The organism is Dorea acetigenes, from assembly GCF_025567385.1.
Lineage (GTDB): Bacteria > Bacillota > Clostridia > Lachnospirales > Lachnospiraceae > Claveliimonas > Claveliimonas acetigenes.
Genome location: NZ_JAOQJU010000020.1, coordinates 15062 through 35615, shown reverse-complemented (window position 1 = coordinate 35615; position 20554 = coordinate 15062). Strand labels below are relative to the sequence as shown.

Annotated in this window: 17 protein-coding genes; 16 read left to right on the top strand and 1 reads right to left on the bottom strand. The window is 44.7% G+C overall.

The genetic code is table 11. From position 1 onward, the window contains the following. Window positions 1–12: 12 nt before the first annotated feature. The 15 genes from dxs (at window position 13) to OCV99_RS13150 (ending at window position 19324) form a co-directional block, all read left to right on the top strand. The gene (dxs, locus tag OCV99_RS13220) at window positions 13–1875 is read left to right on the top strand and encodes a 1-deoxy-D-xylulose-5-phosphate synthase (RefSeq protein ID WP_158371193.1); all 1863 of its coding nucleotides are present in this window, start codon (window positions 13–15) and stop codon (window positions 1873–1875) included. An 8-nt stretch (window positions 1876–1883) separates the two neighbouring features. Then, complete coding sequence (locus OCV99_RS13215) at window positions 1884–2693, top strand: TlyA family RNA methyltransferase (protein ID WP_158371191.1); 810 nt, start codon at window positions 1884–1886, stop codon at window positions 2691–2693. Window positions 2694–2710: 17 nt separating this feature from the next. Then, window positions 2711–3541: an NAD(+)/NADH kinase gene (locus OCV99_RS13210; RefSeq protein ID WP_158371190.1), complete on the top strand. Its 831-nt coding sequence runs from the start codon at window positions 2711–2713 to the stop codon at window positions 3539–3541. A gap of 4 nt (window positions 3542–3545) precedes the next feature. Continuing rightward, on the top strand, window positions 3546–3995 hold the full coding sequence (gene argR / locus OCV99_RS13205; RefSeq protein WP_158371188.1) for an arginine repressor: 450 nt from the start codon (window positions 3546–3548) through the stop codon (window positions 3993–3995). Window positions 3996–4012: 17 nt separating this feature from the next. Next, entirely contained in the window at window positions 4013–5689 is a 1677-nt protein-coding gene (recN, locus tag OCV99_RS13200; RefSeq protein WP_158371187.1) for a DNA repair protein RecN, read from the top strand. Between the two features lie 130 nt (window positions 5690–5819). After that, complete coding sequence (gene spoIVB / locus OCV99_RS13195; RefSeq protein WP_158371185.1) at window positions 5820–6884, top strand: SpoIVB peptidase; 1065 nt, start codon at window positions 5820–5822, stop codon at window positions 6882–6884. Between the two features lie 146 nt (window positions 6885–7030). Then, window positions 7031–7819: a sporulation transcription factor Spo0A gene (spo0A, locus tag OCV99_RS13190; RefSeq protein ID WP_158371183.1), complete on the top strand. Its 789-nt coding sequence runs from the start codon at window positions 7031–7033 to the stop codon at window positions 7817–7819. Window positions 7820–7888: 69 nt separating this feature from the next. After that, window positions 7889–9325: a glycogen synthase GlgA gene (glgA, locus tag OCV99_RS13185; RefSeq protein WP_158371180.1), complete on the top strand. Its 1437-nt coding sequence runs from the start codon at window positions 7889–7891 to the stop codon at window positions 9323–9325. A gap of 45 nt (window positions 9326–9370) precedes the next feature. Next, a complete protein-coding gene (gene metF / locus OCV99_RS13180) occupies window positions 9371–10240 on the top strand; it encodes a methylenetetrahydrofolate reductase [NAD(P)H] (protein ID WP_158371178.1) in 870 nt (289 codons plus the stop codon). A 9-nt stretch (window positions 10241–10249) separates the two neighbouring features. After that, window positions 10250–10903, top strand: coding sequence for a vitamin B12 dependent-methionine synthase activation domain-containing protein (locus OCV99_RS13175; RefSeq protein WP_158371177.1), 654 nt, complete (start codon window positions 10250–10252; stop codon window positions 10901–10903). Next, complete coding sequence (locus OCV99_RS13170) at window positions 10897–13293, top strand: homocysteine S-methyltransferase family protein (protein WP_158371175.1); 2397 nt, start codon at window positions 10897–10899, stop codon at window positions 13291–13293. Before OCV99_RS13175 ends, OCV99_RS13170 begins: the two co-directional genes overlap by 7 nt. Before the next feature lie 66 nt (window positions 13294–13359). Further along, complete coding sequence (locus tag OCV99_RS13165; RefSeq protein ID WP_158371173.1) at window positions 13360–14868, top strand: 4Fe-4S dicluster domain-containing protein; 1509 nt, start codon at window positions 13360–13362, stop codon at window positions 14866–14868. A gap of 98 nt (window positions 14869–14966) precedes the next feature. Next, window positions 14967–17606, top strand: coding sequence for an alanine--tRNA ligase (gene alaS, locus OCV99_RS13160; RefSeq protein ID WP_158371171.1), 2640 nt, complete (start codon window positions 14967–14969; stop codon window positions 17604–17606). Window positions 17607–17732: 126 nt separating this feature from the next. Beyond that, the gene (rpsU, locus tag OCV99_RS13155) at window positions 17733–17909 is read left to right on the top strand and encodes a 30S ribosomal protein S21 (RefSeq protein WP_004054229.1); all 177 of its coding nucleotides are present in this window, start codon (window positions 17733–17735) and stop codon (window positions 17907–17909) included. Window positions 17910–18094: 185 nt separating this feature from the next. After that, window positions 18095–19324 carry an aspartate aminotransferase family protein gene (locus OCV99_RS13150; protein WP_158371169.1) on the top strand — a complete coding sequence of 410 codons (1230 nt, stop codon included), beginning with the start codon at window positions 18095–18097 and terminating at the stop codon, window positions 19322–19324. 4 nt (window positions 19325–19328) lie between these two features. Here the strand turns inward: OCV99_RS13150 and OCV99_RS13145 are convergent, their stop codons facing one another. Continuing rightward, window positions 19329–19928, bottom strand: coding sequence for a Maf family protein (locus OCV99_RS13145; RefSeq protein WP_158371167.1), 600 nt, complete (start codon window positions 19926–19928; stop codon window positions 19329–19331). Between the two features lie 80 nt (window positions 19929–20008). On the opposite strand from OCV99_RS13145, the gene OCV99_RS13140 reads away from it, so the two are divergent. Continuing rightward, window positions 20009–20551 carry a prolyl-tRNA synthetase associated domain-containing protein gene (locus tag OCV99_RS13140; protein ID WP_158371165.1) on the top strand — a complete coding sequence of 181 codons (543 nt, stop codon included), beginning with the start codon at window positions 20009–20011 and terminating at the stop codon, window positions 20549–20551. Window positions 20552–20554 lie beyond the last annotated feature (3 nt).

Below are 20554 nucleotides of genomic sequence, written 5' to 3'. Positions count from 1 at the left end.
GGAGTCCTTATTATGTTGGAACGGATACAGAAGGCGAATGATATCAAAGAACTGAATTATGATGAGATGGAAGTCCTGGCGGGGGAAATCCGGGAGTTCCTGATAGAGAAAATCAGCAGGACCGGAGGCCATCTTGCTTCTAATCTTGGAGTTGTGGAGCTTACTATGGCGATGCATAAAGTATTTACCCTGCCCCAGGACAGAATTATCTGGGATGTGGGACATCAGGCCTATACCCATAAGCTTCTGACAGGAAGGAAAGAAGGATTTGACGGTCTGCGCAAATATGGCGGAATGAGTGGTTTTCCAAAGCGTGCAGAAAGTGAATGCGATGCATTTGATACCGGTCACAGCTCCACCTCCATTTCTGCCGGGCTTGGATATGTACAGGCGAGAGAATTGCGGGGGGAGGATTATAATGTCGTTTCCGTAATCGGGGATGGCTCCCTGACTGGCGGCATGGCGTATGAAGCTTTGAATAATGCGGCTCCGCTGAAAGCAAATTTTATTATTGTGCTGAATGACAATCATATGTCTATTTCTGAAAATGTAGGCGGAATGTCAAAATACCTTGCTAAGCTCAGAACGGCAGATGTTTATACGGGACTGAAAAAAGGCGTTACCTATGCCCTTCATCAGATTCCGGTAGCAGGAGACAGGATAATTGAACAGATCCGTAAGACGAAGAGCAGCATTAAGCAGCTGGTGGTTCCGGGGATGTTTTTTGAAGATATGGGGATTACCTATCTGGGACCGGTCAAGGGGCATGACATCCGGATGCTGTGCCGGGCGTTTGAAGAGGCAAAGAAGGTAGAAGGTCCGGTTCTTCTGCATGTGTTGACGAAAAAAGGAAAGGGTTATAAGCCTGCAGAGAGGGAGCCGGCAAAATTTCATGGGACAGGTCCTTTCCATATTGCCACAGGAGAAGCAAAAGCCGGAAGCGGCAAGGATACTTATACGGATGTGTTTTCAAAGGTAATTTGTGATATTGGAAGGAAAGATCATGAAGTAGCAGTGATTACAGCGGCAATGGCAGATGGAACCGGGCTTGCTGAATTTAAGAAGCATTATCCGGCAAGGTTTTTTGACGTGGGAATCGCAGAAGCCCATGGAGTGACATTTGCGGCGGGACTTGCGGCAGGCGGAATGAAGCCTGTCTTTGCGGTATATTCCTCTTTTCTGCAGCGTGGATATGACCAGATTATCCATGATGTGGCGCTTCAGAAACTTCCGGTAGTATTTGCCATTGACCGGGCAGGACTGGTGGGAAGCGACGGAGAGACCCACCAGGGTGTTTTTGATTTGTCTTATATGGGAAGTGTGCCCAATATGACGGTGATGTCGCCCAAGAATCGGTGGGAGCTTGCGGATATGCTGCGTTTTGCGGTGGGATTTAATGGTCCTGTCGCCCTTCGTTATCCAAGGGGAGAGGCATATGACGGTTTTGAAGAATATCGTGCTCCTGTTGTTTATGGGAAGAGTGAAATCATTTATGAAGAGGAAGATATTGCAATTTTAGTTGTAGGCCATATGTTTGAGGAGGCTGTGAAGGTCAGGCGTGCTTTGAAAGAAACGGGCTATAACTGCAGTCTGATTAATGCAAGATTTGTTAAGCCGGTTGATACAAAGATGCTGGAAGAACTGGCAAAGAATCATAAGTTGTTTGTGACAGTAGAGGAAAATGTACGGTGCGGCGGTTTTGGTGAGCGGGTGCAGGGATATGTGTCTGAAAAGAGGCTTCCTGTTTCTGTCCTTAGTCTGGCACTGCCGGATGACTATATTGAACACGGAAGCGTGGAAGTACTCAGAAGAGAAGTCCTGCTGGATGCTGCGTCCATGACGAAGCAGATTATTGCAAGATATACAATGTTATAGGAGTGGATATGAAAGAACGGTTAGATGTATTGTTGGTGAAAAGAAACCTGGCGGAATCCAGAGAGAAGGCGAAGGCAATTATTATGTCCGGCTGTGTGTTTGTAGAAGGGCAGAGGGAAGATAAGGCGGGAACCACATTTTCTGATGAAGTGTCTATTGAGATTAAGGGACATACCCTTCCTTACGTCAGCAGAGGAGGCCTGAAACTGGAGAAGGCAATGGATAAATTTGAGGTGGATGTAAAAGACAAGGTCTGTACGGATGTAGGAGCATCCACAGGCGGATTTACTGACTGTATGCTTCAGAATGGGGCGAAAAAAGTCTATGCGATTGATGTGGGAAGGGGACAGCTTGCATGGAAACTCCGTCAGGATGAAAGAGTCATCTGTATGGAAAAGACGAATATCCGTTATGTGACGCCGGAAGATCTGGGTGAGCCGATTGATTTTTCGTCCATTGATGTATCCTTTATTTCACTGACAAAGGTGTTAGAGCCCATACGAAATTACCTGAGAGAACAGGGGCAGGTTGTGGCGCTGATTAAGCCTCAATTCGAGGCAGGGCGCGAAAAGGTCGGCAAGAAAGGCGTAGTGCGTGAAGAAAGTACCCATGTGGAGGTAATTGAGAAAGTAAAGGATTATGCCTGTTCGATTGGATTTAAAATCCTGGATCTGTCTTTTTCGCCGGTCAAAGGACCGGAAGGCAATATAGAATATTTAATACATCTGGAAAAGTGTGATCCGAAAGAGCGGTTTATCAGCGAAAAGATCCAAGTCAGGCAGACGGTAAGGGAAGCTTTTGATACATTGAATAAATAGACAGAGGGTTAGGAATAATGGAACGGTTTTTTATTGTTACGAACGACGGGAAGGATATCGGCGGACGGGTAACCGCAAAGGTGAAACACCTTTTGGAAGAACAGGGAAAGACCTGTATCCTCTGTGAGAAGGATGAGGATAAAAAGATTGTGAAGGAGAAAGTTCCGGCAGAGATTGATTGTGCGATTGTGATCGGTGGAGACGGGACTTTGATTGAAGTGGCAAGGATGCTGAGGAGAGAGATTCCGATCCTTGGGATTAATATGGGGACGCTGGGCTATCTTACCGAGGTGGAGGTGTCCGGCGTGGAACAGGCGGTTTGTCAGATGCTTGCGGATCATTATACGATTGAGAACAGAATGATGCTTCAGGCAGAGTTTGAAGACGGAAGCAGGGATATTGCCCTGAACGATATCGTAGTATCCAGGAAAAATGGACTCCGGCTGATTCATTTTGATATTTATGTGAATGGATCTTTCCTGAATTCTTATGAGGCGGATGGAGTGATTCTATCTACACCTACCGGTTCCACCGCCTACAATCTGTCAGCGGGGGGACCTGTGGTAGAACCAACGGCATCCTTGATTGTGATTACCCCAATCTGTTCTCATTCTTTGAATACCAGCAGTATCGTGTTGTCATCAGAAGATGAGATCGTGATATTGATTGGCGAGGGAAGGAATGGAAGGACAGAAGAAGTTTATATTACATTTGATGGTGCAGATATGGTAGAATTAAAAACAGGGCAGAAGCTGACGGTTCATAAGTCCGAATCTATTACACAGCTTATGAAGCTGAACGGACTCAGCTTTTTGGAAATACTGCACAGGAAAATGAAGGGAAATTAGTACGATGAAGATTAACCGACATGCGAAAATTATAGAATTGATTAATAAATATCATATTGAGACACAAGAAGAGCTGGCAGATTATCTGAACGAAGAAGGTTTTAAGGTAACACAGGCCACCGTATCCAGAGATATCAGGGATTTAAAGCTTACGAAGGTTCCGACAGATGGCGGCAGGCAAAAGTATGCCATACATCAGACGGCAGAGACGGAGATGAGTGACAAATATATCCGTGTTCTGAAAGATGGGTATGTTTCTATGGACATGGCGCAAAATATTCTGGTAATTAAGACGGTAGCAGGTATGGCTATGGCAGTTTGTGCGGCAATTGATTCCATGAAATGGAATGAAGTGGTTGGAAGCATTGCGGGGGATGATACCATTATGTGTGCAATCCGAAGTGCGGATGATACGATAAAAGTGATGGATAAAATCAGTAAAATTATTTTGTGATATAGACAGGAGATATTATGCTGCAGAGTTTACATGTGAAGAATCTGGCATTGATAGAAGAGATTGAGGTTGATTTTGGGCAGGGACTTAATATACTGACCGGAGAGACGGGGGCAGGAAAATCAATTATTCTTGGCTCTGTCAACTTGGCGCTGGGAGGACGGTACACGAAGGATATTCTGCGTAAAGGCGCAAAATATGGTTTTGTGGAACTTACATTTTCCCTGGAGAATAAAAAACAGATACGCAAGCTTGAAGAGTTGGATATATTTCCGGAAGACGGAATGGTGGTTTTGAATCGTAGGTTGATGGAAGGAAGAAGTGTCAGCAAAATTAATGGAGAGACGGTTTCTATGGCTCAGCTTAAGGAAGCAGCGGGAATTTTGATTGATATTCACGGACAGCATGAGCATCAGTCGCTTCTGTATAAAAAACACCAAATGGAAATTCTGGATGCATTTTCAAGGGAATATATTCAGGAGATGCTGGAGAAGGTAAGGGAAGCTTTTGAGACATACAAGCGTCTGAAGAATGAGTGGAAGCTGGCGAATACAGAAGAATCTGAGAGAGCGAAAGAAACGGATTTTCTGGAATTTGAGATTCAGGAAATCGAAAGCGCCGGCTTGAAAGAAGGGGAAGATGAAGTGTTGGAAGCAGAGTACCGCCGTATGGTAAATGCCAGGAAAATTGTGGAAAACATCGGGGAAGCATATGCATATACCGGGGGCTCAGGCGGGTCGGATGCCAGTGAGAGCATCAGCCGGGCAATCCGCTGCCTGTCCGATGCGGCACAATATGACGAAGAGGCACAGGTGCTGTATGGGCAGCTTGCGGAGATTGACGCTCTTTTGAATGATTTCAACAGGGATCTGGCGGATTACAGTGCTTCGATGGAATTTTCAGAAGAGGAATTCTATCAGACGGAAGAGCGTTTGAATGAAATAAACCGTTTGAAAACAAAATATGGTAATTCGGTAGCCGATATTCTTGCTTATTTGGAAGAAAAGCGAGAGCGGCTTTGCGTCTTGAAGGATTATGATACTTATCTGGAATCTTTAAAACAGCGTCTAAGTGAGACGGAAAGAATTCTTGCCCGTTATTGCCGGGAATTAAGCAGTATTCGGAAGGAGCAGGGCAGAATATTGACAGAATCTATCTGTAACGGACTGAAAGATTTGAACTTTATGGATGTGAAGTTTGAAATCCGGTTTGAAGAACTTGCAGAGTACACGGCTCGTGGAAAAGATGATGTGGAATTTTTGATTTCTATGAATCCGGGTGAACCGGTGAAGCCGCTGGCGGAGGTGGCGTCCGGAGGTGAACTTTCCAGAATTATGCTGGCAATCAAGGCTGTGATGGCAGACAGGGATGAGATTGAGACTTTGATTTTTGACGAAATTGATGTGGGAATCAGTGGAAGGACTGCGCAGAAAGTTTCAGAAAAGATGGCGCTGATTGGCAGAACCCATCAGGTTATCTGCATTACTCACCTTGCACAGATTGCGGCGATGGCAGATCGGCATTATGCTATTGAGAAGACGGTGGATGACGGAGTAACCAGGACGGGAATCCGGGAACTTTCGGAAGAAGAATCCGTTGGCGAGCTTGCAAGAATCCTGGGCGGCGCACAGATTACTGAGACGGTGTTAAACAGTGCGCGGGAAATGAAGAAGCTGGCGCAAAATACAAAATAATATTGTGTAAAAATAAAAAAAAATCACATACTAAAACAGATACGAAGAAAGTATCTGTTTTTTTGTTCTGTGAAAATAGTGTTCCCATAGAACAAGATTTTATATTCAGGATGTGAAAGGAACGGTTGTTATGAAAAGATACTGGTATAAACGGATTTTGATTATGGTTTTGGTATTTGCGGTCAGTGTAGGCGGAGGATATTATTTAATCCAATATAAGCAAGAAACTTTGAACAAAGAGGTGAGCGTCAATACCAGCGGTACAATGGTAATTCCCGGCGGAATGCCTGTTGGCATTTATCTGGAAACGGAGGGCGTACTGGTGTTGGGGACGGATAAGATTAAGGCTGAAGATGGCATGGAGTATGAGCCGGCGGCACATTTGGTAAAGGAAGGGGATTATATCGTCGGTATGGATGAGGAAGAGATCCATAATAAAACGGAATTAATTGAAATGGTTGATAAACTGGAAGATGAAGACGTGGTATTGAAGGTAAAGCGTCATGAACAGTTCATTGATATCCGGATTCAGGCAGTTAAGTGCAGTACAGATGGCTATAAATTGGGAATCTGGGTACGTGATAATGCACAGGGGTTGGGGACAATTACCTATTTGAATGCAGACAGTACCTTTGGGGCGCTGGGGCATGGAATCCATGATGTAGATACCAGTGAGCTTCTGGATATTTCAGGAGGGACTCTGTACACTACCAGTATTCGCGATATTCAGAAGGGGACGGACGGAGTCCCGGGTGGGATGGAAGGTATTATTGTGTATAATAATTACAATATGCTGGGAACGGTTACAAAGAATACAGAAGAAGGAATTTACGGGACGGTTGAGAGAGTGGAAGCATTGTTTTCCGGGGTGGATCCGGTGGAAGTGGCATCTGCGGAAGAAATACGGGAAGGAGAAGCATCCATCCGCTGTACGGTAGACGGAAAGCTGAAGGAATATAAAATTCGTATTACAAATATTGACAAAAACGCGAAAGAGGCGAATAAAGCATTGGAAATCCAGGTGACGGATGAAGAACTCCTGGATGCAACAGGAGGAATTGTGCAGGGAATGAGCGGTTCACCGATTTTGCAGGATGGAAAACTGGTGGGAGCTGTGACCCATGTATTTGTAAATGATCCCTCCAGAGGCTATGGAATTTTTGCAGAGACTATGCTAAAAAGGTCGAATGAATAGAAAAATAGTGTCGAATGAGAGAAGAATTCGGAAAACAGGTCGAAGGGTGTCAGCTTTTTACGACTTGAATTTCTTGATTTGGAATATGACGAATCATATAATTGTGTTTGACGAGTTTTTAGTGAAAAAGGAGGAGGAACATAAAAATGGGAGAAATAAGTGTGGCGTTAGCCGACGATAACGAAAGAATTCTGGAATTGCTTGGCGAAATTATAAGCAGTGACAGAGACCTGAATCTTGTTGGAAAGGCAAACAATGGAGAGGAAATATGTAAGGTAATCAGGGAAAAAGAGCCGGATGTTGTCTTGTTGGATTTGATTATGCCGAAAATGGACGGGCTAAGTGTGATGGATGCGGTCGAGAATGATAAAACACTTAAGAAACATCCGAATTTTATCGTTGTTACGGCCGTAGGGCAAGAGCGGATTACAGAAGATGCGTTCAATAAAGGGGCGCATTATTATGTAATGAAACCATTTCATAACGATATTATTTTAAGCTACATTAAAAGCGCCAGCAAAGGCAGACATAAAATGCCGGTGCCCGGTTCATGCGGTGAAGATGCAGAAGAGGAAAATGAAGTGAGCATGGAGAACAGGGTGACGGATATGATTCATGAGATTGGAATTCCGGCACACATTAAGGGATACCACTATCTGAGAGATGCAATTATGATGGCTGTCGAGGATATGGATGTACTGAATGCAGTGACAAAAGTGTTGTATCCCACCGTGGCTAAAAAACATCAGACGACAGCAAGCCGTGTAGAAAGGGCTATCAGGCATGCCATTGAAGTGGCATGGAGCAGAGGAAAATTAGATACATTAGATGAACTATTTGGCTATACAGTAAGCAATGGGAAAGGGAAGCCTACAAATTCAGAGTTCATCGCATTGATTGCGGATACGCTAAGATTGGAATATAAAAACAGATAAGACTTTCCTTCTGGCGAAAAATGCGGTATAATATCTCTATATCGTGTCGTGAGAATGGGAGGAAATTTTATGAAGCAAATACTTTTTGCAACTTCAGAAGCAGTTCCGTTTATTAAAACGGGCGGTCTGGCAGACGTAGCAGGGTCGCTGCCTAAATATTTTGATAAAGAGAAATACGATGTCAGAGTTATGCTGCCGAAGTATATGTGCATGAAAGAGGAATGGAGAGATCAGTTAGAGTATGTAACACATTTTTACATGGATTTGAATTGGAGAACAGAGTACGTAGGAATTCTGAAAATGGAGTACGAAGGAATTACGTTCTATTTTATAGATAATGAGTACTATTTCAGTGGATGGGCTCCATATGGAGAGGTTTTTGGAGATGTTGAAAAGTTCGCGTTTTTCTCCAAAGCTGTCTTAAGCGCCCTGCCTGTAATAGAGTTCAGGCCGGATATTATCCATTGTCACGACTGGCAGACCGGACTGATACCGGTGTATCTGGATAATTTCCGTTATGGTAATGAGTATTACCGCGGAATTAAGACGATTATGACGATTCATAATCTGAAATTCCAGGGAACCTGGGAGGTGAACCGGATTCAGAATATTACGGGGCTTCCGCCTTATTATTTTACTTCGGACAAGCTGGAAGCTTATGGCGATGCCAATTACCTGAAGGGCGGTATTGTATATGCAGACAAGGTTACTACAGTAAGCAATACGTATGCAGAAGAGATTAAGACGCCGTTTTATGGAGAGAGGCTGGACGGACTTATGAATGCTCGTGCTAACTGCCTGACTGGCATTGTGAATGGAATTGATTATGGTGATTTCAATCCGGAGACAGATAAATACATCTTTAAGAATTATACGGTTTCTAATTTCAGGAAAGAGAAAATCAAGAATAAGACGGCGCTGCAGGAAGAGCTTGGACTTGAACAGAATCCGAAGACTATGCTGATTGGTATTGTTTCCCGCCTGACGGATCAGAAGGGATTTGATTTGATTGCACATGTAATGGACGAGATGTGTCAGGACTCTGTCCAGTTTGCAGTGCTTGGAACGGGAGAAGAAAGATATGAGAATATGTTCCGTCATTTTGCATGGAAATATCCGGGTAAGGTGTCGGCGAATATCTATTATTCTGAGCCGGTGTCTCATAAAATATATGCGGGATGCGATGCATTTCTGATGCCGTCATTGTTTGAACCATGCGGACTCAGCCAGTTAATGAGTCTTCGTTATGGTACCGTTCCGATTGTGCGCGAGACCGGAGGGCTGAAAGATACGGTAGAGCCATATAATGAATTTGAGAAGACGGGAACCGGATTCAGCTTCTCGAATTATAACGCGCATGAAATGCTGGGAACTGTGCGTTATGCACAAAGCATCTATTACGACAAGAAGAGAGACTGGAATAAGATTGTAGAACGAGGGATGCAGAAAGATTTTTCATGGAAGAATTCTGCAAAGCAGTATGAAGAATTATATGATAACCTGTAAAATAAAGAATACAAAAGAGCAGCTTAAGGAGAGACAAGAAAGAGAATGAAAATCAAAGACGTATTAAAAGATAACAAAGTACATATATCATTTGAAGTGTTTCCGCCGAAGACGGAGGCCGCTTACGACAGCGTGCTTTCGGCAACAGAGAAGATTGCGTCGCTTAAGCCCGCGTTTATCAGTGTGACCTATGGAGCGGGGGGAGGAACCAGCAAGAATACGGTAAAGATTGCATCGAAGATTAAGGAAGATTTCGGAGTACCGAGTCTTGCACATTTGACTTGTGTATCTTCTACAAAGGAAGAAGTACACCAGGTGATAGACAGGCTGAAAGAGAATGGAATTGAGAATATACTTGCACTTAGAGGCGACATACCGAAGAGTACAGAATTTCCGCTTCCGAATCATTATAAATATGCGTATGAATTGATTGAGGATATCAAGGCGCAGGGAGATTTCTGCATCGGTGCTGCATGCTATCCGGAAGGGCATGTGGAGACAGAGCATAAGAAAGATGATATCCGTCATCTGAAACAGAAAGTGGACTGCGGCGTGGATTTCCTGACAACACAGATGTTTTTTGATAACAGTATTCTCTATAATTTTTTGTATAGAATACGGGAACAGGGGATTACCATTCCCGTTTTGCCAGGTATTATGCCGGTTACAAATGGGAAACAGGTGAAAAGGATCTGTGAGCTTTCAGGAACCATATTGCCGGAGCGTTTCCGGGCGATTGTGGATCATTTTGGAGAGAATCCTGAGGCTATGAAGCAGGCGGGAATAGCATATGCTACAGATCAGATTATTGATTTGATTGCCAATGGAATCCAGTGTATTCACGTTTATTCTATGAATAAACCGGAAGTGGCAGGGGCCATTATGAATAATCTGTCGGAAATACTAAAGGCATAGGAGCGAAGGATGAATAAGGAAACGAAGGAAGCTATTCGTTACCTGGGATATGGAAAACATGCGGTAGATGATCATGTATATGCGATGCTTGACGAGTGCTTTCGGGAGCTTGCGGATGTGGCGCAGAAGAGAATCATCTATCGCATTTTTGAATTGTCCCGGGAGAAGGACGGAAGTCTGCGTATAGGGAAAATGCATATTGTAAGTAAGAATTTAAGCAAAAATATGAAGGGATGTTCTGAGGTGATTGTTCTGGGTGCTACCTTGGGTGTGGGTGTGGATATGCTGATGAAACGATATTCCCTCACAGATATGGCAAGGGCAGTAATCTGTCAGGCTGCTGCTGCCGCCATGTTGGAAGAGTTTCTGGATGAGAAACAGCGTGAGATAGCTGAGAAGCTGGCCGGAGAGGGAAAGTATCTGCGGCCGAGGTTTAGCCCGGGATACGGAGACTTTGGAATTGAGCATCAGGGAGTGCTGCTTGCAATGCTTGATGCCGCCAAGACGATTGGACTTACAATGACGGACGGTTGTATGCTTACACCCATGAAATCTGTAACGGCAGTAATCGGAGTAAGTGAGACAGAAGCCCCCTGCCATATAAAAGGCTGCGAATTGTGTGATAAAACAGATTGTATCTATCGGAGGAACGAAGAATGCTAAGAGACAGACTTGGGAAAGAATTATTATTTTTTGACGGCGGAATGGGAACGCTTCTTCAGGCAAAAGGACTTTTGCCAGGGGAACTTCCGGAAATATGGAATCTGGAACACGCAGAAGCGGTGGTGGAAATCCACAGAAAGTATTTTGAAGCCGGGAGCGATATTATATTGACGAACACTTTTGGAGCGAATGCTTTGAAGTTTCACAGTCGAGAGTATGGACTTAAGGAGATTGTGACAGCGGCGATTGAGAATGCGCGAAAAGGAGCAGAGCAGGGCGTGCGCGATGGAAGGGAAGTTTACGTGGCGCTGGATATTGGTCCCACCGGGAAACTTTTACAGCCTATGGGAGATCTGTCGTTTGAAAAGGCTTATGAGGCTTTTGCAGAGGCAGTGAAATATGGAGAGGAAGCGGGAGCTGACTTAATCCATATAGAAACCATGAGTGACACCTATGAGATGAAGGCGGCGGTCCTTGCGGCAAAGGAAAATACGACGCTTCCTGTATTTGCAACAATGATTTTTGATGAGAAAGGAAAGCTGCTTACCGGTGGGGATGTTCCCGCAGTTGTCGCCATGCTGGAAGGTCTTAGAGTAGATGCTTTGGGCATTAACTGTGGACTGGGACCGGAGCAGATGCTTCCGATTCTGGAGCAGATCCTGGCGGTTACGTCACTTCCTGTCATTGTGAAGCCAAATGCGGGACTTCCCAAGCAGAAGGACGGAGTGACCTATTATGATGTAACGCCGGAAGACTTCGCGCAGACAATGAAAAGGATTGTGGAGACGGGGGCATGTTTAATCGGGGGATGCTGCGGAACGACGCCGGAGCATATTTTCAGGATGACGGAAGCCTGCAGAAAGATTCCTGTAAAAACTCCGGTGAAGAAAACGGATACCATCGTATCTTCTTATGGCAGGGCGGTGGTAATCGGAGATAAACCGGTGATTATAGGAGAGCGGATCAATCCAACCGGAAAGAAGCGGATGAAGCAGGCTTTAAAAGACCACGATATGGATTATCTCTTGAAAGAGGCGATTACCCAGCAGGACAAAGGCGCCCATATTCTGGACGTTAACGTAGGACTTCCGGATATAGATGAGGTGGCGATGATGCAGGAGGCGGTGAAAGAACTGCAGAGTATTACCAGCCTTCCACTGCAGATTGATACGGTAGACATTGAAGCGATGGAAGCGGCCATGCGCATTTATAATGGTAAGCCCATGGTAAATTCAGTGAACGGTAAGAAAGAATCCATGGAAGCAGTATTCCCTTTGATTCAGAAATACGGCGGTGTGGTAATCGGACTTACCATTGACGAAGAGGGAATTCCACAGACAGCCAACGGCCGTCTTAAAATAGCAGAGAAAATTATAGCAGAAGCTGCAAAATACGGCATTGATAAAAAAGATATTGTAATAGATGTTCTTGCCATGACTATAAGTTCTGACCCGGAAGGAGCAAAAACCACATTGGAGGCGCTGCGTCTGGTAAGGGACAAACTGGGAGTGAGGACGGTGCTGGGTGTATCTAACATTTCTTTTGGACTCCCATACAGACCTGCTATAAACGCTAATTTTTATACAATGGCGATGCAGAACGGATTGAGCGCCGGAATTATCAATCCGTCTTCGGAAGATATGATGCGTTCTTATTATTCTTTCTGTGCGCTGATGAATTATGACGAAAATTTTACGGCATACATTGAACGGTATGGGAGCCAGGTCCCGGCTGCCGCGCCCACGGTGGGAGGACAGAGCAAAATCAGCCTGAAGGAAGCAATTGAACGGGGACTGAAGGAGGAAGCGCACCAACTAACCGCTGAGCTTGTGAAGGAAGAAGCCCCCCTTTCTATTATTAACACACAGTTAATCCCTGCGCTTGATGTGGTAGGAAAGGGCTTTGAGAAAGGAACAGTATTCCTCCCGCAGCTTCTTATGAGTGCCGATGCTGCAAAACAGGCATTTGCCGTGTTGAAAGAGGTTTTAGCCAAGAGTGATTATACGGAAGAGAAGAAAGATAAGATTATTTTGGCTACTGTAAAGGGGGATATCCACGATATCGGAAAAAATATCGTAAAGGTTCTTCTTGAAAATTACAGTTTTGATGTGATTGATTTGGGGAAAGATGTAGCACCGGAGAAGATTGTGGAAACGGCAGTGGAGCAGAAGGTGAAATTGGTAGGGTTAAGTGCACTGATGACGACAACCGTGACCAGTATGGAGGAGACTATCAGACAGCTTAGAAAGGCAAAGCCGGACTGCCTTGTGATGGTGGGCGGAGCTGTTCTCAATCAGGAATATGCAGATATGATAGGCGCGGATTTCTATGGAAAAGATGCGATGCAATCTGTCCATTATGCACAGAAGGTTTTTGGAAAAGGAAATTAAGTTGACATGGTTTTGTCAATTCAGTATATTTAATATATAAGAAAGGAATTTAGGAGGAAAGGACCTATGATGAGAGGACTGGATACGACTGTCAGAAAATTAAGAAGGCAGGTATTTGAGGAAGTTGCAAGATTGGGGTTTCATGCAAATGAGGAGACGTTGTGTGATGATATGGAAGCGATTCCATATAAGATGGTGAATGATGAGACAAGATACAGGGAGAGCGTATATCGTGCCCGTGCGGTCGTAAGAGAGCGGCTGCGCCTTGCGATGGGACTTTCGCTGCGTCCGGAGGACAAGCCGGTTCATCTTACTGCCGGTGTAGAATCAAGCAATATTTCTGACAAGTATTATGAACCGCCGCTTATGCAGGTGATTCCTTCCGCTTGTGAGGCGTGTGAGGAGAAGGGGTACGAAGTCAGTAACATGTGTAAAGGGTGCCTTGCGCATCCTTGTATGGAGGTCTGTCCGAAAGGGGCTATTTCCATGGTGAATGGCCGTTCCTACATAGATCAGACCAAATGTATTAAGTGTGGGAAATGTAAATCAGCATGTCCGTATGATGCTATTTCACAGAAGACCCGTCCCTGTGCCAAAGCATGCGGCGTGGGAGCGATTGAGACAGATAATATGGGGCGTGCACATATTAATAATGACAAATGTGTATCTTGCGGCATGTGTATGGTAAACTGTCCGTTTGGCGCTATTTCTGATAAATCTCAGATTTTCCAGCTTGCCCGTGCGCTTAGTGAAGGTGATGAGATTATTGCAGAGATTGCACCTGCGTTTGTGGGACAGTTCGGGGATAATATTACCCCCAGAAATTTGAAGGCAGCTCTTCGTGAACTTGGATTTGCGGAAATGTATGAGGTCGCATTAGGAGCAGATATCGGGGCGATTTCTGAGGCACATCATTATGTAGAGAAGGTGACTACCGGAGAACTTCCGTTCTTGCTTACTTCCTGCTGCCCATCCTGGGCGATGATGGCGAAGAAATTCTTCCCGGATATGATTGACCAGATTTCCCAGGAACTGACGCCTATGGTTGCTACTGCGCGTACCATTAAGAAAGAGCATCCGAATGCCCGCGTTGTATTTATAGGACCTTGTGCGGCGAAAAAACTGGAAGCAATGAGAAGAACAGTAAGGAGCGATGTGGATTTTGTCATTACTTTTGAAGAACTACAGGCGATGTTCGATGCGAAGGATATCAATCTGGAAGAATATGAGGCAGAATCTTCCTTCCATAACGCGACAGGGGCAGGCCGTGGATATGCGGTAGCAGGCGGCGTGGCAGATGCAATTGAGAAATGTATCCATGAGTATTATCCGGATGTGGAGGTCAATGTGGAGCATGCAGAAGGATTGGCAGAGTGCCGGAAGACTCTTATGCTTGCGAAGGCAGGAAAGATGAACGGCTGTCTGATTGAAGGAATGGGCTGCCCGGGCGGATGCGTAGCCGGAGCCGGAACCAATATTCCGGTACCGAAGGCACAGAAAAAGATTAAAGACTTTGTAAAAGCGTCCACGAAATCTCTTCCGCCGAAGGAATTAGCCGAGATTGAATTGAAGTAAACAGCCTGAAAACCAATAAGGAAGCTGTTTGCCCGCCGTTGACAAACGGCGGGCTTATCTTTATAATAAAAAGATAGTCGAATTTTGAGGAGGACGTTATGCAGAAATACGGAGTAAATGAATTGAGAAGAATGTTCCTTGAATTCTTTGAAAGCAAGGAACATCTGGCAATGAAAAGCTTTTCCCTGGTGCCTCACAACGACAAAAGTCTGTTGTTGATTAATTCCGGTATGGCACCGCTGAAACCATATTTTACCGGACAGGAGATTCCGCCGAAAAAGAGAGTGACTACCTGTCAGAAGTGTATCCGTACAGGGGATATCGAGAATGTCGGAAAGACAGCACGCCACGGTACTTTTTTCGAAATGCTGGGAAATTTCTCGTTTGGGGATTATTTTAAAAAAGAGGCAATTGCCTGGACGTGGGAATTCCTGACGGAAGTGGTAGGACTTGATCCGGACAGATTATATCCATCTGTATATGAGGATGATGATGAAGCATGGGATATCTGGAATAAAGATATTGGGATTCCGGAAGAGCGGATTTTCCGTTTTGGAAAGGAAGATAATTTCTGGGAACATGGTTCCGGCCCCTGCGGCCCCTGTTCAGAGGTATATTATGACCGTGGAGAGAAGTACGGCTGTGGAAAACCGGGGTGTACGGTAGGCTGTGACTGCGACCGTTACATGGAAATCTGGAATAATGTATTTACCCAGTTTGATAACGACGGTCATAATCATTATACGGAATTGGAACAGAAAAATATTGATACCGGCATGGGGTTAGAGCGTCTGGCATGTATCGTGCAGGATGTAGAATCTATGTTTGACATTGATACGCTTCATGCTCTGCGTGAACATGTGTGCCGTCTTGCCGGAGTAGAATACGGCAAGGATTACGATACGGATGTGTCTATCCGTGTGATTACCGACCATATTCGTTCCGTTACATTTATGGTATCGGATGGAATTATGCCGTCCAACAGCGGACGCGGGTATGTGCTTCGCCGTCTGTTAAGGAGAGCCTGCCGCCATGGAAGACTGCTTGGCATTCAGGGAGAATTCCTTGTAACACTTGCCACGACCGTGATTGAAGGATCAAAGGATGGCTATCCGGAGCTGGAAGAGAAGAAGGATTTTATCTTTAAGGTCATCACTAAAGAGGAAGAACAGTTCAATAAGACAATCGACCAGGGTCTTTCCATCCTTGCAGGTATGGAAGCAGAGATGGAGAAAAAAGGAGAGAAGGTATTGTCAGGAGAGGAAGCCTTCCGTCTGTATGATACCTATGGGTTCCCTGTAGACCTTACCAAAGAGATTTTGGAAGAAAAAGGTATGCAGATTGATGAAGAAGGCTTTCAGGCGGCTGCGAAGGCACAGCGGGATACTTCAAAAGGTACATTCGGCGAACATAGTTATAGCGGCACGGATGCTACGGTATATGATGAGATCGACCCTTCTGTAACAAGCAGGTTTGTAGGATATGAAACTTTGACACATGAGTCTAAGATTACAGTTGTTACTACGGAAAAAGAGATTGTAGAAGCTCTCTCCGACGGAGAAAGAGGAACTATCTTTGTAGAGGAAACTCCTTTTTATGCAACCAGCGGCGGACAAGAAGCGGATAATGGCGTAATTACGACAGCAGAAGGTGAATTCCGGGTAGAGGATACGGTAAAAGCTGCTGGCGGTAAAATCGGCCATGTAGGCTGTGTGGTATCCGGAATGATAAAAACCGGAGATACGGCAGTGTTGAAAGTGGATGAAGAAAAGCGTGCCCTTTCTGCAAGGAACCACAGCGCTACCCATCTGCTTCAGGCAGCTTTGCGCATCGTGCTTGGCAGCCATGTAGAGCAGGCAGGTTCCTCTGTAAATGAGAACAGGCTTCGTTTTGATTTTACCCATTTTTCTGCGCTGACGGAAGAAGAAATCAAAAAAGTCGAGACGATTGTCAACGAAAATATAGCAAAATGTCTCCCTGTAAAGGCAGAAAACATGCCGATTGAAGAGGCAAGGAAGACAGGAGCGGCGGCTCTGTTCGGAGAAAAATACGGGGATATTGTCCGGGTTGTAAGTATGGGAGATGTCTCAAAAGAATTCTGCGGCGGTACTCACGTAGAGAATACAGGTGTTATTACGGCGTTTAAAATTATCTCTGAGACAGGCGTATCTGCAGGCGTGCGCAGAATAGAGGCTCTGACATCCAAAGGGCTTTTGCAGTATTATGACGAGCTGGAGCAGGAGATGAAGGATACTTCCCGTCTTGTGAAAGCATCTGCAGGCAGGCTGACAGAAAAGATTACCCACCTTCTTTCCGAAAATAAAGCGCTGCACAGCGAAGTGGAAAGCCTGAAGAGTAAACTTGCCAAAGATGCGATGGGTGATGTTATGAACCAGGTTACAGAAGTAAAAGGTGTAAAACTTCTTGCCGTGAAGGTAGAAGGCATCGACATGAACGGACTGCGCGATCTGGGCGATCAGATGAAAGAGAAGCTTGGGGAAGGCGTGGTTGTGATTGCATCTGCTGGCGAAGGCAAGGTCAACCTTATGGCTACAGCGACACAGGGAGCAATGGAAAAAGGAGCCCACGCCGGTAATCTGATTAAGGAGGTCGCTTCCCTTGTGGGCGGCGGCGGCGGCGGACGGCCGAATATGGCGCAGGCAGGAGGAAAGAACCCTGCAGGAATTGAAGATGCCCTTGCGAAAGCAAAAGAAGTATTAGAGAATCAGATTGCATAGAAAAAATAATGAAAAATCATTGACGCGGGGAAAATATGTGGTATAATCGTATGTAGTGCAATAAATATACCCGAACAGTCGTATGATGCACAATATAGGGCTGGAGGGGAGGTTAGGTGTGAGACTATGTCAAATGTAATCGTTAAAGAAAACGAGACGTTGGACAGCGCTTTACGCAGATTCAAAAGAAACTGTGCAAAGGCTGGGATTCAGCAGGAGATTCGCAAGAGAGAACATTACGAAAAACCAAGTGTTAGACGTAAAAAGAAATCTGAAGCTGCAAGAAAACGTAAATATAATTAATCATGTGCAAAAATAGAGTGTTGAAGAAACACTCTATTTTTATAATATAAGAATTTAAAAATTTTCAAAAAAGGTATTGACGGGAGAAGTTTCCGGGTATATACTATGAACCGTAGAAGGCAAGGGTGCCACGCATGAGATGCGTGACACCTTTTTTTATTTTAACAAAAAGGAGAGGGATAGATATGAAACTGAAAGATACTGGACTGACAGCCAAAGAATTAAAAGATATGGTTAAAAAATATATGGTGGAGACCTATCCGAGATATGACTTTATTGCAGAACGTGCAGAGGGAATGTATCTGTATGATGAAAAAGGAGAGGCATATCTGGATTTCTACGGCGGTGTTGCTGTAAATAGTCCAGGTAACAGGAATCCCAAAGTAGTAGCGGCCGTAAAGGATCAGATGGATGATATCATGCATACGTTTAATTATCCATATACGGTACCTCAGGCGCTGCTTTCTAAGAAAATTTGTGATACCATTGGAATGGATAAGATCTTTTATCAGAATTCAGGAACAGAAGCGAACGAGTGTATGATTAAGATGGCAAGAAAGTACGGCATCGACAACTATGGACCGGACAGATATGAAATTATTACCGCAAAAGAAGGGTTCCATGGAAGAACATTTGGTTCTATGTCTGCAACAGGACAGCCGGATTCTGCAATCCACAAAGGTTTTGGACCGATGGTTCCCGGATTTGTTTATGCAGAATATAACAACTTGGAAGATTTTGTATCCAAGGTTACAAAGAATACAATCGCAATTATGATAGAGCCCGTACAGGGCGAAGGCGGAGTTCATCCGGCAACACAGGAATTTATGGAAGGACTCAGGAAGCTTTGTGATGACAATGATATGCTTTTGCTTCTTGATGAAGTTCAGACCGGATGGGGACGTACAGGCGCTCCGATGGCATATATGGGATATGGTGTAAAACCGGACGCTGTTTCTATGGCGAAGGCTATGGGAGGCGGAATGCCGATTGGAGCATGCTGTGCAAGGAAAGAAGTGGCGGCAGCTCTTGGTGCCGGAACACATGGATCTACTTACGGCGGACATCCGGTTGCATGTGCAGCAGCACTTGCTTCTGTGTCTGAGATTTTAGATAACCACTTGAGTGAAAATGCAAAAGAAGTGGGAGCCTATTTTGTAGAGAAGCTGGCAAAGCTTCCGCATGTGGTAGAAGCAAGAGGACGCGGTCTGCTGGTAGGATGTGAATATGACATCCCAATTGCTATGGATGTAAAATGGAATACATTTAAGCGCCATGCTTTAATTACAGCAATTGGTGACAATATCAATAGAATGATTCCGCCTCTTACCGCTACCAAGGAAGACGTGGATCAGGTAGTAGAGATTATGAAGGCAGCTATCGAAGAAGCCGTAAAAAAAGCACAGGCAGCATAGAATATTATTCAAATACAAGACGTTTACATTTCGGTGTGAGCGTCTTTTTCATTTCCTGATACAGGCGGGAGATTGGCAGCCCTACTACGTTATTATAATCACCGTGGATTTCCTTTACATGGACGGCAAAAGGTCCCTGGATGCCATAGGCTCCAGCCTTGTCCATAGGGTCTTTTGTTTCGATATATGCCTCAATCTCCTGCCGTGAGAGAGGATAAAAGGTTACGTCAGTACGAACCGCAAAGGTACGGGTGTGCTTTATGCCTTTTTCGGTGGTAATCAGGGCAACTCCGGTATATACCTGGTGCGTGCGGTCGGACAGCATGGATAGCATGTCGAAAGCGTCGTTTTCATCTTTGGGCTTGCCAAGGATTTCGTCCCGGTATGCAACTACTGTATCGGCTCCGATGATGGTACAATTATTTTCTGTGTGGCAGAGATAGACATCTTCCGCTTTTTGCAGTGCAAGCTCTATGACAACTTCGGAGGGTATGGTTTTTGTGATTTTTTCTTCTATGCCGGAAGGGATAACTTCAAAGTCAAATCCGGCAAGGGACAGTAATTCTTTTCTTCTTGGGGAGGCGGATGCCAAAATATATTTCATTCGTGTGTACCTCTTTTCTTTTTTATAGGATTGAATTATAATAACCATTATAAAACAAAATGAAGTCGGAGGGAATACCTATGTATATAAGTGATATTGTAACGACTGTTCCGGACGATGTAAAAGAACGTGTTCCGCTGGAACAGGAAGTATATAAAGTGTTTACGAAGCTGGGCATACCATTCTGGCGGGTGGATAATGAACCGGCATCTTCTATGGAGGAGTGCTCGGATATCGGAAAAGTATTGGGTGCACCTGTGAGAAAGGATGTATTTTTGTGTAATCAGAAGAAGACCAGCTTCTTTCTGCTTGTAATGCCGGAGGAAAAGGCGTTTGATACCGCTTCTTTCAGTAAAAAGCTGGGAGTCTCCCATATGTCTTTTGCCTCACCGGAACATATGTGGGAGCATCTGGGGACGAAACCGGGTTCTGCCAGTGTGGTAGGGCTTTTGAATGACAAGGATGATTATGTTCAATTAATTATTGATAAGGAAGTGGCAGAGCAGGAATGGTTTGTATGTAATACAGGAATCAATACTACCCACCTGAAGTTTAAAACCCGGGATCTCCTTAAAAAGTTCCTTCCCTACACACATCACAGACCAAGAATTGTTGATTTATAAAGC

Excerpts from the sequence above, each read along its gene's own strand:
- OCV99_RS13210 (WP_158371190.1), top strand. The coding sequence starts at position 2,711 with ATGGAACGGTTTTTTATTGTTACGAACGACGGGAAGGATATCGGCGGA.
- argR (WP_158371188.1), top strand. The coding sequence starts at position 3,546 with ATGAAGATTAACCGACATGCGAAAATTATAGAATTGATTAATAAATAT.
- recN (WP_158371187.1), top strand. The coding sequence starts at position 4,013 with ATGCTGCAGAGTTTACATGTGAAGAATCTGGCATTGATAGAAGAGATT.
- OCV99_RS13165 (WP_158371173.1), top strand. The coding sequence starts at position 13,360 with ATGATGAGAGGACTGGATACGACTGTCAGAAAATTAAGAAGGCAGGTA.
- OCV99_RS13170 (WP_158371175.1), top strand. The coding sequence starts at position 10,897 with ATGCTAAGAGACAGACTTGGGAAAGAATTATTATTTTTTGACGGCGGA.
- OCV99_RS13150 (WP_158371169.1), top strand. The coding sequence starts at position 18,095 with ATGAAACTGAAAGATACTGGACTGACAGCCAAAGAATTAAAAGATATG.
- spoIVB (WP_158371185.1), top strand. The coding sequence starts at position 5,820 with ATGAAAAGATACTGGTATAAACGGATTTTGATTATGGTTTTGGTATTT.
- OCV99_RS13140 (WP_158371165.1), top strand. The coding sequence starts at position 20,009 with ATGTATATAAGTGATATTGTAACGACTGTTCCGGACGATGTAAAAGAA.
- dxs (WP_158371193.1), top strand. The coding sequence starts at position 13 with ATGTTGGAACGGATACAGAAGGCGAATGATATCAAAGAACTGAATTAT.
- OCV99_RS13145 (WP_158371167.1), bottom strand. The coding sequence starts at position 19,928 with ATGAAATATATTTTGGCATCCGCCTCCCCAAGAAGAAAAGAATTACTG.
- metF (WP_158371178.1), top strand. The coding sequence starts at position 9,371 with ATGAAAATCAAAGACGTATTAAAAGATAACAAAGTACATATATCATTT.
- OCV99_RS13215 (WP_158371191.1), top strand. The coding sequence starts at position 1,884 with ATGAAAGAACGGTTAGATGTATTGTTGGTGAAAAGAAACCTGGCGGAA.
- rpsU (WP_004054229.1), top strand. The coding sequence starts at position 17,733 with ATGTCAAATGTAATCGTTAAAGAAAACGAGACGTTGGACAGCGCTTTA.
- spo0A (WP_158371183.1), top strand. The coding sequence starts at position 7,031 with ATGGGAGAAATAAGTGTGGCGTTAGCCGACGATAACGAAAGAATTCTG.
- alaS (WP_158371171.1), top strand. The coding sequence starts at position 14,967 with ATGCAGAAATACGGAGTAAATGAATTGAGAAGAATGTTCCTTGAATTC.
- glgA (WP_158371180.1), top strand. The coding sequence starts at position 7,889 with ATGAAGCAAATACTTTTTGCAACTTCAGAAGCAGTTCCGTTTATTAAA.
- OCV99_RS13175 (WP_158371177.1), top strand. The coding sequence starts at position 10,250 with ATGAATAAGGAAACGAAGGAAGCTATTCGTTACCTGGGATATGGAAAA.